This window comes from Dolomitihabitans soli (assembly GCF_022213955.1).
Lineage (GTDB): Bacteria > Actinomycetota > Actinomycetes > Streptosporangiales > Streptosporangiaceae > Streptosporangium_A > Streptosporangium_A soli.
Genome location: NZ_JAKNTW010000032.1, coordinates 113,955 through 128,306, shown reverse-complemented (window position 1 = coordinate 128,306; position 14,352 = coordinate 113,955). Strand labels below are relative to the sequence as shown.

The window sequence follows — 14,352 nt, the reverse complement described above, 5'->3', positions numbered from 1 at the left end:
TGCCCGGTGCGCCCGGCGAGTTTCTGCTCCGGCAGAACGCCGAACCTGGCTCATGAGCATCTCGTAGGCCCCGATCAGGGCGAAACTCGGCCATGCGGCGATCGCCCGGCCGATCAACGTGGGCTCGGCCACCGCAACGTCGGCCCCAAACTCGCCAGCCCACCGACCACCAGAAGCGTCCATGGCAAAACCCCGCCACCCCTGCCAAACCGGCCCATCAGGAGAAGCGACCCTTTACTGTCCTTCGAGGGGCTACCCCAGCTGGTTGCGCACTTCCTGGATGAAGTCCCACCATTCGCCGACGCGTCCACCTGTGAAGCCGTGACGCTTCAGCGTCAGTTGGAGGGTCCGCTTCAGCGGATGAGGCGACTGCATGATCGCCTCGTTCCGCCGCGCCAGACGGGTGAGCTGGCCCTGCGTGGGCGGTTGGTTGCTCTTCTGTCCGTTGCAAGGCCTGTGTGCAGGGGCAAGGTTCCAGATCGCGTCCAGGTCTATGTCTGCACCAGGCAAGAGCCGCTTGAACGAGTACGGGAACACGTGGTCGACCGCGACGTCATCGACGCCGGAAGTGAGCGGTTCGGCGCAGATGATGCAGCGGCCATGCTGAAACCCGATGACGGCCTCGGTAACCCCCGCGACCGAGCGCCGCCGTTCTTTGTCGGTTATCTGCAGCGCCTCCAAGTCGACAACGACCCCCTCCTCGACCAGGCTCCGGCCCACCCCGGCGGCGAAGGACGTTTCAACGATGCTCCACCGCGCGGCCAACTCCGCCTGCAGACTCGCCTTCTGCTCGGACAGAGCAACCTCGCGAAGATGGTCCGTCAGCTTGACCACACGTTCCCGAGAAGTGCCTGTCACTTCGTAGAAGCGGTGGGGCACTTCAGCGCCGCCGTCGCCACGCAGATTATGAAACTTCTGCATCACCATGGCGGGCATCGACTTCATCGCGGCAGCGAGCAATTTCTCACTTGGAGAACCGAGCCCTACGGACTCGGCTGCTTCCTCTCGAGCCACGGACAGGAAATCCGCTCCGCCGGCAACGACCCTCGGCGACGCCTGCGGCGCTTGAGCCAGATGCTCCACCAGACTCATCGCGTACGGCTTGGCCAAGTCCCTGAGGAGGATGTCGGTACGTCCCTCGGCGGCGGCGCCCAGCAATACCTCTCCCAAGGCGAACTTGTAGGTGCGCACGTTTGCGCCCATGAGCACCGCCAGTCGCCATGAGGAGCGAGCGGTCGGCTCTTCGCGAAAGAACTCCACAGTCATCCGTACACGCCACCCTTGATCATGACATCGACCGGTTTAGGGTAGTTCGCGATCATGGGGGATGCCACTGAGGCTCGATAGGCTCATAGGCCTTGCATGTAGACCTTGGATGGAGGGCGTCGGGGCATGGGCAAACTGGTACGGGACAACATTCCAGACATCATTCGCCAAAACGGCGGGGAGCCGGTCATTACCGTGCTCGACGAGGTCGAATACCGCAAAGCCCTGCTCGCGAAGTTGTTCGAAGAGACCACCGAGCTCAACGAGGCCTCCCCAGCCGAGGTGACGGGGGAGATCGCCGACGTGTATGAGGTTCTTCGCGCGCTAGCCGCGATCCACGGGCATGACTGGACTGTGATCGAAAAGGTGGCAGCCATCAAACGTGAGGAGCGCGGCGCCTTCCGTGACCGCCTCTACCTGGCGTGATGAGGCCATAGCGGCCGCGCCTGGGAGACTTCCCGCACTGCAATCCCATGAGTGTCACCGCCCTCCAGAGGTACACCGGCGCGCATCCGCGACGGCCCGCTTCTTCGGAGAGCCGGGCGCGGGTGCCAGGTACGGACCGATCGAACTCGGCATCCGTGAGGCCGTTGACTGTGCCATGTGCCATCCGGCCGTCCACGGGTCGTCGTAACGGGTCTGCCCGCCAAGCAGACCACCGCCGATCACGTCAACATCGCCCTCGACACCGCTCTTCGCTCCCGCCGATGGCCCACGCCGGGCCATCGGCTCAACACGAATACGAGCCCCCCGCACGGCGCAGCCAGCCCAAACCGTGTCTGTCCCTGGCGTGGGCTCCCCGGCCGGGGAGGCATTCTGCATACCTCAAAACTGTTTGCACTGTTATAGTGAATACCAAACAGCTGGAGGTCGGGCCATGTTCATCCGCACATCCCCTGAGGCTCCCCCTTACCTCGATCACGCCGGGCCGGGCAGGCTCCGCCGCCTGATCCTCACCGCAATCGGCCCGCTGCTCCTCCTGATCGTGCCCATGACCCTGGTCGCTCTGTACGGCGAGCACCTTCCCGACCGCGTCTACATCCACAACTGGGCCATCGACACCGATTACGAGCCCTGGCGCGGCTGGCTTTCCCAGCCCCTTTTCGGAGTGGCGCTATGGCTCGAAGCACTGATCACCGTCGCGTTCCTAGCCTCCTGGCGCCTACCCAAAGCCCAGCGCTGCCTGGTGGTCTGCAGCTTCTTCATCGGCGTAGCCATACCCGTCTCCGCCGCATTGTGGTGGCTGACCCTGATCAACGCGCCGGGAGCCGTTGCCCGGCCCCTCTGGCACCTTCCCGTGGAGATCGCAGTCACCGCAGGAGCCCTCGCGCTGGGCTGGATGGCGGCGGGCCCGCTGCCGCCGGCGCCCGAGGCGCACACCGCACCACCGCGGCACGCACCCACCATGACACTCGGCCCATGGCAGCGTGCCATGTTCGTAGCCTCCGCCTGGTCGACGCGCCGGCTGCTGGCCGCCGCAGTGATGGCCGCGGCCATCGCATGGGTCGCCTCCAACGGCCTCTCCGGATGGCAGGATGCGGCCCTGCTGGCCTTACTGACCCTGTGGTCGATTTTCGAGATGGCACAGACACGCACCCGGCTGCAAATCGACGGCTCGGGCGTAACAGTGAGGGTCCCTTGGCTGCCCATGCTGCGCCGTACCGTGTCCTACCCAAGCATCCGGTTCGCCGAAGCCATGAGCGAAGCTCCCCCCGGGAGATACAAACTGAACGACAGCGATGCAGGCTGGGGCGTCGTCAGCGGGAAAGGACCGGTGCTCGCCCTCGCCCTCGCCGACGGCCGCTACTTCATCTACTCCACACGCGAAGCGAAGACGGCCGCCGCCCTCGTCAACGGATGGCTGAACAGGCAACGACAAGGAGAGACGGCATAGTGCTCATCACCGTCGACCCCTCATCGGCCCAGCCACTCGCCGACCAGGTGGCCCGCTCCGTACGCGCCGCGCTGGCCAACGGCACCGCCTCACCCGGAGACCGGCTCCCCTCAGCACGCAACGTGGCCGCCACCCTCGGCATCAACCTGCACACCGTCCTACGCGGCTACCAGCAACTCCGCGACGAGGGCACGGTGGAACTACGCCGCGGCCGCGCAGCCGTCATCACCGGCACAGCCGACCAATACCGCATCCAACTCACCGCGGCAGCCGAAGAGTTCGCCAAGGCCGCACGGCACACAGGAGCCACCGAGAAAGAAGCACTCGACGCAGCACGAGAAGCCCTGCACGCCCTACAAGACTAACCAGATGACGAGAAGCCGCCCGACTCGTCCCCTCCCCTCCTGATGTGACGGGCGTCAATCCGGCCTCGCTCTGTCGCCATTACGTTCAATCCACCAACGTGACCGCGGTCTGGGTAGTGGTGCGGTTCTACGGCGAGTAGCGGCTAGCCATTGCTGCCACCCGGATACGTACCCGGGTGGCAGAGTCCGGTTGCTTATACGACCCACTGAGGCATTTACCTATACTTGCTCCTGTGCTTTACTTTCGCCGTGTAACCACACCCTTTGGGAGGGTTGCATGGGGGAATTCGTCGGGATCGATCCCGCGGGGGCCGCACAGCTGATTCAGCAGATGGAGAACGCCAAGTTCGTCCTGGGCCGCACCCGGCCGGGGTTGGAGGCGGCGATCGCCGAGGCCGACGCGGAATGGGCAGGCGGTCAAGGGACCGCCGCCATGCATCGGGCGTGGGCGTTCTTCCACGACTCTCAGCGTGAGCTGAAGTGGCGGATCGACACCATCACCCAGGTCCACGGGGGTCCCTCTGGCGGAAAGCTGCTAACCGCGCAGTTCCCGTTCAGCGGGGAGGCGCAGGCTGCCGCGGCCGGGAAGAACGCAGGGACCCAGATCGCGAGCGCCCTGTCTGCCTATCAGCACGACAACGCACCGAAGGACTGGCTCAAGGTGGAAGCCGCCATGACGGCGGCCAAAGGCGGCATCGGCGATCCCGCCTACGCCGCAGCACTGCTGGCGACTCTTGGACCAGTCGCCTTCCAGCAGTTGTTCCGTCAATGGAAGAACGTCAACGCGGCCGGACACGACCGGGGCCTGCCACCTGCCGTCAGGGAACGGGCCCGCGTATCGCTCGGAGTCATGGCGGGTGCCCTCGCCAGCGCCGACCGGGCCAAACGAGTCGGCGAGCCATGGCGCAAAGAGCTCCTGGAGAAGGGCGAACTGGACACTCTCTCCACCCTCGTGGCCCTGGCCGACCAGTCCGACACTTTCCTCAACCAGGTAGGCACACGCCTGCTGAACCTTCCTCTAATGGCGCGCCGGGCGCACATGTCAGACCCTGACTGGAACACCTACGCCTTGATGAAGGCATACGACGCCAACCCTAAGGCGTTTCAGCGGCTACTCGCCGAGCAGAAAAACACGGCGTTCTTGCTGCTTTTGCCAGACAGGGTGAAGATGAGCGGAATTCCAGACTTCCAGCCGACGCTGGCCAAAACGCTGGACAAGGCATTACGGCCTGGCGCAGGTGACAACGCGTTGCGCGCCCGGGCATGGGTCAACCTCATCAACGGTCTGGGGTATGAGGGCAGCCACGAAAGCGGCGGCCACTTCGACACCTTGAAGAACTCACCCATCAACGCGGTTCTCGCCAGGAACCTGGCGCCCTACCTGGGGCAACTCGCCTCGGTCCAGGCAGCGGCCACCTCACCCGCCTTGGTCAACGCGGTGACCCCTGGAGGTCCGTGGAACTCCGTTCGGCCGGATGTGGCGTCTCGATTCTTCGGCGCCGTCATGCAGGATCCCGCTGCCGTGAAGACCCTTACGCAAACCGCGCAGAACTTCGGGCGCAGGCTGGATATCGGCAGATTCCACCCCTTCAGCTCAGACGAAGCCGAACGCGCCACGTACACCAGACTCAGCGCACAGGCAGGAGGGCTCTCCAACCTCCTCCTCGGCGGCTCCACGTACGCGGAGCTGAGCGACGACCAGTACCGCGACTTCATCACCGACATAATGCTGCTACCCGTGGACTACGGGGTGAACAAGTACTGGAACATCGCCCAGCCATCCAAAGCCACCGCCAGGGATTACGGCGTCGACCAAACCAAGGGCACGATGGGCGACCTCATCAACGACTACTTCGATGACAAGACTCCTGCAACCGCTGAGAAGATCTCAGAGGCACTCATCGACCAACAGGTCCGACTAGTGGTCGAGTCGCTCAAGCAGCACGGCCAGAGGCCACTGACGCCTGAGGACGTGGACCAGGTACGGCAAGCATTTCGAGGTCGGCTCCACGAGGCCCTGGTCAACGCCCTGAAGGAGCGAGGAGGCTGACTACCACCGTGCCCAGCAAACAAGAGCTACTCCAACAGGCGGCCAAAAGAGAAGCCCTGGCCGACAGCTTCGACAGATATGGTCAAGATCTGGGTCTGGTATTCGGCCAAATACCAACGACACCGGCCCGGAACAACGCAACCTGGAAGGGCCCTGCCGCTGACCGGTTCACTCAGATGGCAGCGAAACTCGACCGGGAGGTGAATGAGCTGGAAGAATCATGCCGTGCCACCGCTAACAACCTACGCAAGCAAGCCGAACAGCTCCGCGCACAAGCGGCACAACTCCCGTCGTGACGTGGCCTCAGCCGCTGCGTTTGTAGCAGCCGGTCTTGCCGACCAGCACAATGTTGGGTTTCTGCGCCGTGCGAGCGGTCAGCACGAATGTCAACCCGGTCTCTGGATTATGAAGCACTGACACCCCCAGGTTCTGGTCACGAAGGTCAAGGTCATCCACGACCTCGTCATATCCCATCGACTCCAGCTTGCCCTGCATGAGACCCACCGCATTGAACGGTAATTGTTCGTTCGCCGGTCCCGTAAAGTCACCCGCCGCTCGGAAGAAGCGCTGCACCTCATCCGGAGTGCATGACCCAGACTCATCCGTATCGGCACGTTTCGTGGCCGTCGCCTGTCCTGATGTCCGAAGCTCGAAGGAACCAAGCAGCTTGTCACCATCGCTGATCAGGTGCTTAGCCGCCTCTTCCAGGGTCGGCTTCTCAGGTTCCGCCGTACACCCTGCCAACAGGGCGCAACAGACGAGCGAAACAACGACACATATTGAACGCGCGCCAGGGTGCACGACCTGGACCCTACCCGAACTCCCATCCGCCGTACATACGATGCGGATCTACCGATATCGATGCTGCCAGCCGAAGATCTCGGCCACGGTGACACTCTGTCACAACGAACGCGAAGCCCGACCACGTCGTCTCCGATGGCCTCGAACGGTGACCATCCTTCGCATATAGGAAAGGCCCCGGTGAAACCAGGGCTGCGTGGTCGTGCATCTCCCGATCACTCTTCAAGCGCGTGGTTGATCTTCCCGTTGATGGCCTCTCGCTGGCCGTCCAGGCACTTGGCCCGGTACAGGACCTCGACGTTGTTGCCGGCCCGAAGGGCGACCTCCACCGGCGCTCAGCCAGTGCGAGCGCCGCAAGACGTACGGCCCGGCCAGTGGCGAATTCACCTGCGCCTCGGCGAACACGAGGGTTCGTGCCTCCTGCCAGATGTAGGAGTAGGCGGAGTTGGAGTACGTGCGCCCCTTGGACGTGCGGAACAGCCAGCCATCGTCGGCCGTGCCGTATGCCCTGACGTGCTGGCGAAGGATAGTGACTAGGACGAGCAGAATCAGGAGGTCTTCGGCCGTCGCGATCGTGGCTCGAACGCGGCCTGCCCTCGGCGCGGTAGCGGGCGAGGAGCTTGGACACCCAGCCCTTGGACACCCTGTAGGAGCGGGCGACGTCTGCCTGAGAACGGCCTTCGACGATAAGGCGGAATGACAAGCCTGGCTTTCGACACAACGGCTCTTGATCGCAAGTGTTTCCCATGTCCTGAATCAGCACACTGTGAAGTGCTTCTCATAACGAGGAATTGTTGCGGTGTTGCTGAGCGGGAGGCAGTGTCGTAACCGCCGATGATCGGCATGCCTCTAGGACGTAGTCTTCTGTGATGCGGGCAGGGCTTGCCACAATATCTGTAATTAGCCATAAACATCGGCCATTGGCAGTCTACCAACTTCAGCCCCACCGATCTCTGAAACCGCCTTGGCGCCCACCAACAAGTCGCCTAAGATCAACCCAAGGCACTACCTCCTTGAGTCTCATGGCACCGCTGCGAGACTGCGGCCAGCATGTGGGGGACATGTGAGAAGCAGCGCCTTCATCGACCGAGCGGAACATGTGGGTGCACTGATGGAGCTGGTCGAGAGCGTCTGCTGTGGGCAGAGCCGCGCCTTGGCCATCGAAGGTCCGCTCGGGATTGGCAAGTCTGCCCTGCTCGACGAAGTCGCACGTCGGGCACAGAAACGCACGGCAAAACCGATTCTCCGGGTTATTCGCACCAGATGTCAGGCGTTTGTGGGCGAGGCCAATGCCTACGGGCCTGTGATAACTCTCTTTGACGCCCTTCAGCCGCCAAAGACCACTCGTCGCATCAAGCATGCGACAGTGCAGCATCTGCCGCAGCTCGTAGAGACGCTGCCTGCAGTGGGGCCGGCACTTGCGGCTGCGATGCGAATTACTCGATCGGCCATTGATTCCGGCTCTGTGCAGGGTGACAGTCTGCTGCCGTACCGGCAGAGCGCGGCCCATGGCATTGCATCGGCGTTGCTGGATGCCCTGGAGAGAGCGGGACCAGCGTTGGTACTGATCGACGATGTGCAGTGGATCGACCCCAGCAGCCTGTTGGTCTTCGATCATTTGATGGAGGAGTTCTGGGGCGGCCCAGTGGGACTTGTAATGGCTCACGAAACGGATCAGGACAGCGACTCTCCGCTCACGGGAGCAGCGGTCAGGGAGCTGCTCGATCGGTGGCACCTGCAGGGGCGCCTGGAGCGGGCTACGCTCGGTGCTCTGCCGGACGACGCTGTGGCTGAACTCGTACATCTCCACCATGACGGTCCCGTATCCCCAGCGCTACTGGCTCGGCTAAGTCGGCTCACCGGTGGGCGGCCCGCCTACATCACTCAATTCCTGCCACTGATCGGTACCGACAACGGGCTCGACGGCCCGCTACCAGACGCCCTGCACCGCGCAGTTCTGCGGCCGGTGTCGCGCTTGGAGCCCTCTGCTCGGGAACTGCTGATCACGGCTGCTACCCAGGGGCCATTCTTCCTGGCGTCAGTGGTGGCTCGGGCGGCCGATCGAGAGGAAGAGGAGGTTCAGGACCAGTTGCACTGGCTCTCGCGAGAGCGTGGGCTTATCACGGCGGTGCCGAGTCCTGACTGGGCGCCCGATGCTGACTGCTATCACTTCGACAACCTTCTGCTTCAGATGGAGCTGTACGCAGAGCAGAGTCCTGGCCGGTGTCGGCAACGTCATACGCGGATCGCCGAAGCGCTTATGGCGTTCAGCGGCGAGCTTCCACTGGTGGTCCGACTCGATTGCGCCCGCCACTTCCGCGCGGGCGCCCCACATCCGGTCTCTGGAGCCGAGCACCTCAAGCTGGCCCGTGATGTGGCGGTCAACGGCCTGTCCTTTGCCGAGGCGGAGTCACTTTGCCGCTTTGCGATCCACGAGATCGAGCGCCTGCCAGAGCAGACCGCTGACCGGGATTGTCTGCTGGCGAAGGCCATAGAGCTTCTGCTCAACCTCACCGAGGTGCACTGGCACGCACGGCGGCGTCCCGAGGATGACGACTTAGAAGGACTAGCCGCACAGGCAGAGGAGGCGGCCCGCCGCTGCGACGATCCAGTGCTGACTGCCCGCACGGTCATGCTCCGTGGCAAGGTCCTTCTACACACCCAGGGATTGCTGCCTTCCCTGGAGAAGCTAGGACAAGCAGTCGAGCTCGCCCGGGACACTGATGATCCTCTGGCGCTCTTCGTCGCCCTCGCGGAGTACGGACGCCAGCTGCCCAAGCGCGATTTAACCGACGGCCTTACGGTGCTCCGGGAAGCCCAACGGCTCTACGAGACCGATTCGCGGCTGCACGATCTGTCCGATCCGGTCCTTCGCCATGCCCGCAATCTCACCGACATGCAGCTCGGGGTTAACCTCTTCGACGCTGGAGATTTTGGTACTGCCCTGGAACATCTCACCGCATGCGTGGAACGGCTCCGCGAAGATCCACTCCGCGCTGAGCTGCCCATTGCGCTCAACTATCTTGCTCAGCTGAACTCGGCCATGGGGGATTCAGACGCGGCGGGGAGCATCCTGCGTGAAGCCCTCGCCTTCGAGGAAGACCGGGGTGGGCCCAGTGGCTGGCACGCCTACAACAGCGCCCTCCTCGCAAAACTGATGGCGCGCGATCCGGCCCGCCACCACGCCTGTCGGCCGATGCTCGCCGAGGCGTGGCGGGAGACCGAGGAGACCTGGCTGCTCAACCTGGTCCCCATCGTCCGCAATCTATACGCCGAAGTACTGCTTATGCTGGGTGACACCGATCCTGTGCTGCTGGACGAGGCGCTGCGACTGGCTGGAGACACGATCGAGGAGACCCGGCGAACAGGCATGATCCGAAGTGAAATCGCCGCGCTATCCCTATCTAGCAGGATCCGTCACTTGCGTGGCGAAACTGAAGCCGCCGCGACATTGGCCCGGGAAACACTCGGTATTCTCCAGCAAGTGGGGGATCTTCCCGCGCTTCGTACCGAAGAGGTCCTTCACCACGCTGCGGAGGTGCTGGAAGCCGTCGGTGATCATGAAGCTGCCAGTCGGCTACGCACGGACGCCCAAGGCCGCGTACGCCGTATCGCCGATACCCTCAAAGATTCAGCGCAACGAGGCCGTTACCTGCAGGAGGCACTGCTTAACTTCTAGATGTACGGCCGCGCCAACCTTGCCTCTATGCAAGCGCGTCCAGCCTGCCGAAATAGCCCGATCACATCAAGCCCCACTTGATGGTTCAGGTCAGTTGGCGCTGGTCATAACGCGGTGGTGACCCAACGCGGCGGACATGTGCGGGATCATTAGACGAGCGGTGCAAGCCGCACAGAGCTTTTTGCAGCTCATACCAGGCGACAAAGCAGTACCGCCCCCTCTTCTAAGTCGGTGCTCTGACGAGGTTGGCTTTGAGGCAAGCGAAGACAGCCGAATACAGCCTGCTCGCTGATCTGCGTCACTTGGAGATCCAAGCATCTGCCCAGACGGCAACTCCATTTGTGCTATTCAAGCAAGGTGACAGCAGTTGAGCCCTAAGCAAAAGGCGCAGGCCTCCAGTCACGTCCAACTTGAGCTTCTTTGTGTGCCCGACTCCCAGGTCATGCTGCACTAGCCTTTTTCCGTCCAAGAAAGCTTGAAATCGAATGCTGTACCCAGAAGGGGCCGAATCGGAAAGACCTATTAGCGTACCGAATTCCTTATGTTGACGATTAAGATCATAGCCAACATAGCTCTCGCTGTAACAGCTCCGCAGAGACAGGCTACGTTCGTACGTTTTTCCATTGACCTTCTGGCTACCGACACTCCAAGCGGGCCCCATCAAGCCGCCTTGCTCCCCTTCCACCGGATCCATATCGAACAGATATGCTCTAGTCGGGGTCGACTTCGCAACCGCTTTTACGCTCTGAGATGGTGCTACCGACGTCTGGATACTCGGGTGTCCGGTGTCGAGACTCCCAGGCGAGCTGCTGGGCTGTGGGCGCTGGAATTGAAGCCACCCTGTCGCAAAGGCACCGGTTGCCGCGATTACTGCTCCCAGGACTGTGGCGAGACCGGTAACGATGGCCGCCTTGACGGCGGGATCTCGCTTCTGGTCAGTTTCACCGCAGAACGTCATCGCGAGTGCCCAATGCTGGAATAGGAACCACCCTTCGAAGTGCGGAACAGTCGGCCATCGGCTGCTGTGCCGTACGCCTTGACGTGCTCGTGCAGCTTGTCGCAAGGGCGGGCGGGATCGGACTGTCAAGGTCTCCCCCGAATTCGTCCAGCGCTTGTTGCTGTGGCCTTGTTTTCTCCCAGACATGAGCAACCACACGCGGACTCAGGCATAGGTCCGCCGCTTCCTCCGGCCGGAGACCTGCGTAGATGCAAGCGAACATCGCCTTGAGCCCCGGACCTGCAAGTACGACCGGCCTTGGACAGAGTGTCCAGAAGCTTCTTCGCTCTCGCCTTTCTGGCTCACGTCCTTGCTTGACTTCATGTGTACATGAAGGCTCATCGTCGGGACATGACCAAGCAATCGATCGCCGTCACCCGAGTGGTCAATTCCTGCGTGCTGCTTGAGCTGGGCGGCCACACGGTGCTCACCGATCCGTGGTTCACCGAGCGATGGTGGCTGCGGCGCGGTGAACCGCTGGGCCTGGGGGTCTCCGAGTTGCCGCCGCTGACCGCCATCGTCGTCACCAACCGGGCCACCAACCACTGGGACCTACGCGCGCTGCGCCCGTTGCCGCGCAAGGACTCCACACCGCTGTACGTCCCCACCGCAGGAATGGCCCGCCGCGCCAGGGCACGGGGCTTCCGGCGCGCCGAAGAGGTGCGCTGGGGGCAGACCCGCGAGATCACGCCCGGCCTGACGATGCATGTGGTGCCCTCGGGGCGGACTCTGGTGTGGCCCAATAACGCCTACGCCTTCAGCACCCCCGACGCCCGGGTGTTCTTCGGCGGGGAGGCCGGCGAGGTCGAGCCGCTGGAGCGGTACCGCGCCGAGCACCCGCCCGTGGACCTGACCCTGCTGCCGGTCAACGGCCTGCAGCCGCGCTTCGGCCCACGCCTGGTGATGGACCCCGCTCGCGCCGTGGCCGGAGCCTCTGCGCTCGGCGCGGGAGTACTCGTTCCGGTGCACGACGCCCACGGGCGTGATCCACTCTCGAGGCTGTTCCGCACCAACGGGACCGCCGCAGACGTGATCGCCCTGGCCGGCCCGGACCTGCACGTGGCGGACCTGCCCACGGGCAAACGCTGGGAACTGGCACGCTGATCCCGTTGCCGCCGCCGATCTGGCCCCGGCTCGCCGTCGTGGAGGTCTAGTGCGGGTCCAGTAACGTTCACTGGCTCCAGAAGCCGTGATCGCCGAGGTCGGAGCCGCTTGGACCCGGCGAAGGTTGGTGGACACCGCTCTAGGAGTGCCGGGCAGGCGGCGTTTCGGCGGAGAGCGTCCTGGCCCCTCTTGGGGAGCGCGAGCCGTCCGGTCATCCGCATGCCGTCCCGCGCGTTGAGCCACAGCAACCACAGATTGACCGCAGGCGAAAGATCCCGCCATCGGCGGCGCGAAGAGCGGCAGAACGCAGGCGTGTACCGAGCCCCGCCCGCTACTCCTGAAGCGCGGCGGGCTGGTCGCCCTCCTCAAGGTTCGCGATCATGCGGCCGAGCGTGCGCATGAAAGCCTCGCGCTCCTCCCCGCCGACCCCCCGCAGGGCGCGAGCGTTGGCCTCCCGGGCGCCCTGGGTGAGCGCGGTCTGGATCTGGCGGGCCCGTTCAGTGAGCATGTAATGGGAGCGCCGCCGGTCTTGAGCGTCGGTGACGCGGACGACCAGGCCGTCGCGTTGCATGCGCTTGAGCGTGTGGGCCATCGTCGACTGGTCGATCCTGACCCGTTCGCACAGTTCCTGCTGGGTAAGCCCGTCCTCCTCGTACAACGCCAGCAACTGGGCGAACTGTCCCGGTGTCACTCCGGTGTCGGCGATGTTGATCCGCAACCCGTTGCCGAGCAGCCGGGCCAGGTGGTTGATCTGATAGCCGAGGGACGACTGTCGGGGCAGTGAGGTCACACACGTTCCTTTGCGCGGATCAACCGGCGGATGCGCGGCCACTGCCACATGGCCACGCCCGAGGCCAGCAGGACGGGCACGATGACCCAGCGTATCGCCGCATGGGCGGGGGAATCGGCAGGCGGTGCCAGGTAGATGTGACCGGTGATCGCCAGTCCGGCGGCCAGATGTACGGCGCGCTGGATCGTACGGATCTGCTTGGCCTTCATGGTGCCCCCTCCAAGTTTCCATGGCTTGCCATCTATTATATATGGCAAGCCATGGAAAATCGGGAAGTCCCGCCGGTCTCACGAGCCGAGCCGGGCATCCCGTACGGCAGGCTCGCGCGACTACGCGATCGACCGCCTGGGTGCCCAGCGGAGCCACCGGCCGGCGACGATCATTGAAGGGAAGCGCCCGATCGGCGCGGGCAGTGGGCTGGGAAGGGCGCGGAACCCCAGGGTTATCCCTCGAGGGAAAATACGGATCTTGAACGGTTGGCCGAGTGTGCCGGAGTATCGAGCCCGCCCCCTACCAACCGGAGCTCCCCCATGCGCAAATTCCTCGGCCATCCGCTGCCTCAGGCATTCGCCCTGCTGTTCGTGGTGCTGGCCGTCTTCTTCGCCCTGCAGGCCGTCCTGGTCGCGGTCTTACAGATCGGCCCTGAGGGCCTGACCCCGGCCTTGGGACTGCTGCTGGGCTTGGCGGGAGTGGTGGCAGCGCTCGTCACCGTTCCGCCGGCCCGGCGTATGGAGGGCGAGTCGCTCGCAGGCCTCGGCTTCCCGGCCAAGAACGCGGTCCGCCACCTGTTGGGCGGCATAGCGGTCGGCGCGGTCGTTCAGGCGTTGGTGTTCGGGATCATGGCCGTGGCGGGCTGGTACACCTTCTCGGCGGTCACGGTGAACGTCGGTTCGCTCGTCATCATGACGGTGCTCGCCCTGTGCGTCGCCTTCTGGGAGGAGTGGGCCTTCCGCGGCCTGCTGCTGCGGCTGCCGGAGAAGGCCCTGGGCTCCTGGTGGGCGCTTGTGCTCAGCGCCGTGGTCTTCGGGCTCATCCACGCGCCCAACGCCAACGCCACGGCCCTGACACTGGTCGGCATCACCGTGGCGGGCGGGCTCGTGCTCGGCGGCGGCTTTCTGCTGACCCGGTCGCTGTGGCTGCCCATCGGCATCCACACCGGCTGGAACCTGTTCCAGAACTCGGTGTTCGGGGCGGGATCGACCGGTGCCGGCGCCATCAGCGAAACCCCTTTGCTGCGCGGTCATGTCAACGGCCCGCAGCTGTGGGTCGGCGGCCCCGGTGATCCGGAGTCCGGGCTCGTCCTCATCCTGGTCGCCGCAGCCGTGGGAGCCGTCCTTCTCGTCATGGCCGTACGGGCGGGCCACATCCAGCCGCCGCGCCGGAAGACGGCTGCGGCTACCGTGTGA

General features: G+C 64.1%; 12 protein-coding genes. 7 read left to right on the top strand and 5 right to left on the bottom strand.

What is annotated here, in order from left to right; translation table 11 throughout:
* Window positions 1-252: 252 nt before the first annotated feature.
* Window positions 253-1,266: an HNH endonuclease gene (locus tag MBA17_RS40155; protein ID WP_238503003.1), complete on the bottom strand. Its 1,014-nt coding sequence runs from the start codon at window positions 1,264-1,266 to the stop codon at window positions 253-255.
* Window positions 1,267-1,392: 126 nt separating this feature from the next.
* Here MBA17_RS40155 and MBA17_RS40150 point away from each other — a divergent pair, with 126 nt between their 5' ends.
* The 4 genes from MBA17_RS40150 (at window position 1,393) to MBA17_RS40135 (ending at window position 5,575) form a co-directional block, all read left to right on the top strand.
* Window positions 1,393-1,692 carry a nucleoside triphosphate pyrophosphohydrolase gene (locus MBA17_RS40150; RefSeq protein WP_238503002.1) on the top strand — a complete coding sequence of 100 codons (300 nt, stop codon included), beginning with the start codon at window positions 1,393-1,395 and terminating at the stop codon, window positions 1,690-1,692.
* 565 nt (window positions 1,693-2,257) lie between these two features.
* Window positions 2,258-3,160, top strand: a complete 903-nt coding sequence (locus MBA17_RS40145; protein WP_238503001.1) for a hypothetical protein — start codon at window positions 2,258-2,260, stop codon at window positions 3,158-3,160.
* The gene (locus MBA17_RS40140) at window positions 3,160-3,525 is read left to right on the top strand and encodes a GntR family transcriptional regulator (protein WP_238503000.1); all 366 of its coding nucleotides are present in this window, start codon (window positions 3,160-3,162) and stop codon (window positions 3,523-3,525) included. Before MBA17_RS40145 ends, MBA17_RS40140 begins: the two co-directional genes overlap by 1 nt.
* 277 nt (window positions 3,526-3,802) lie before the next feature.
* Entirely contained in the window at window positions 3,803-5,575 is a 1,773-nt protein-coding gene (locus tag MBA17_RS40135) for a hypothetical protein (protein WP_238502999.1), read from the top strand.
* A gap of 303 nt (window positions 5,576-5,878) precedes the next feature.
* Here MBA17_RS40135 and MBA17_RS40130 read toward each other — a convergent pair whose 3' ends face one another.
* Window positions 5,879-6,376, bottom strand: a complete 498-nt coding sequence (locus tag MBA17_RS40130) for a hypothetical protein (protein WP_238502998.1) — start codon at window positions 6,374-6,376, stop codon at window positions 5,879-5,881.
* Window positions 6,377-7,439: 1,063 nt separating this feature from the next.
* On the opposite strand from MBA17_RS40130, the gene MBA17_RS40125 reads away from it, so the two are divergent.
* Window positions 7,440-10,055, top strand: a complete 2,616-nt coding sequence (locus MBA17_RS40125; RefSeq protein ID WP_455432946.1) for an ATP-binding protein — start codon at window positions 7,440-7,442, stop codon at window positions 10,053-10,055.
* Between the two features lie 298 nt (window positions 10,056-10,353).
* Here the strand turns inward: MBA17_RS40125 and MBA17_RS50755 are convergent, their stop codons facing one another.
* Window positions 10,354-10,716 (bottom strand): NPCBM/NEW2 domain-containing protein, encoded by a 363-nt coding sequence (locus tag MBA17_RS50755; RefSeq protein WP_455432947.1) that lies wholly within the window; start codon window positions 10,714-10,716, stop codon window positions 10,354-10,356.
* Between the two features lie 687 nt (window positions 10,717-11,403).
* Here MBA17_RS50755 and MBA17_RS40120 point away from each other — a divergent pair.
* Window positions 11,404-12,156, top strand: coding sequence for an MBL fold metallo-hydrolase (locus MBA17_RS40120; RefSeq protein WP_238502996.1), 753 nt, complete (start codon window positions 11,404-11,406; stop codon window positions 12,154-12,156).
* Window positions 12,157-12,487: 331 nt separating this feature from the next.
* Here the strand turns inward: MBA17_RS40120 and MBA17_RS40115 are convergent, their stop codons facing one another.
* Together MBA17_RS40115 and MBA17_RS40110 are read right to left on the bottom strand one after the other, a co-directional pair.
* Window positions 12,488-12,946 (bottom strand): MarR family winged helix-turn-helix transcriptional regulator, encoded by a 459-nt coding sequence (locus MBA17_RS40115; RefSeq protein ID WP_238502995.1) that lies wholly within the window; start codon window positions 12,944-12,946, stop codon window positions 12,488-12,490.
* Window positions 12,943-13,155, bottom strand: a complete 213-nt coding sequence (locus MBA17_RS40110) for a hypothetical protein (protein ID WP_238502994.1) — start codon at window positions 13,153-13,155, stop codon at window positions 12,943-12,945. The genes MBA17_RS40115 and MBA17_RS40110 overlap by 4 nt, the downstream gene beginning before the upstream one ends.
* Before the next feature lie 321 nt (window positions 13,156-13,476).
* Between MBA17_RS40110 and MBA17_RS40105 the strand changes: the two genes are divergently transcribed.
* Window positions 13,477-14,352 carry a CPBP family intramembrane glutamic endopeptidase gene (locus MBA17_RS40105; RefSeq protein WP_238502993.1) on the top strand — a complete coding sequence of 292 codons (876 nt, stop codon included), beginning with the start codon at window positions 13,477-13,479 and terminating at the stop codon, window positions 14,350-14,352.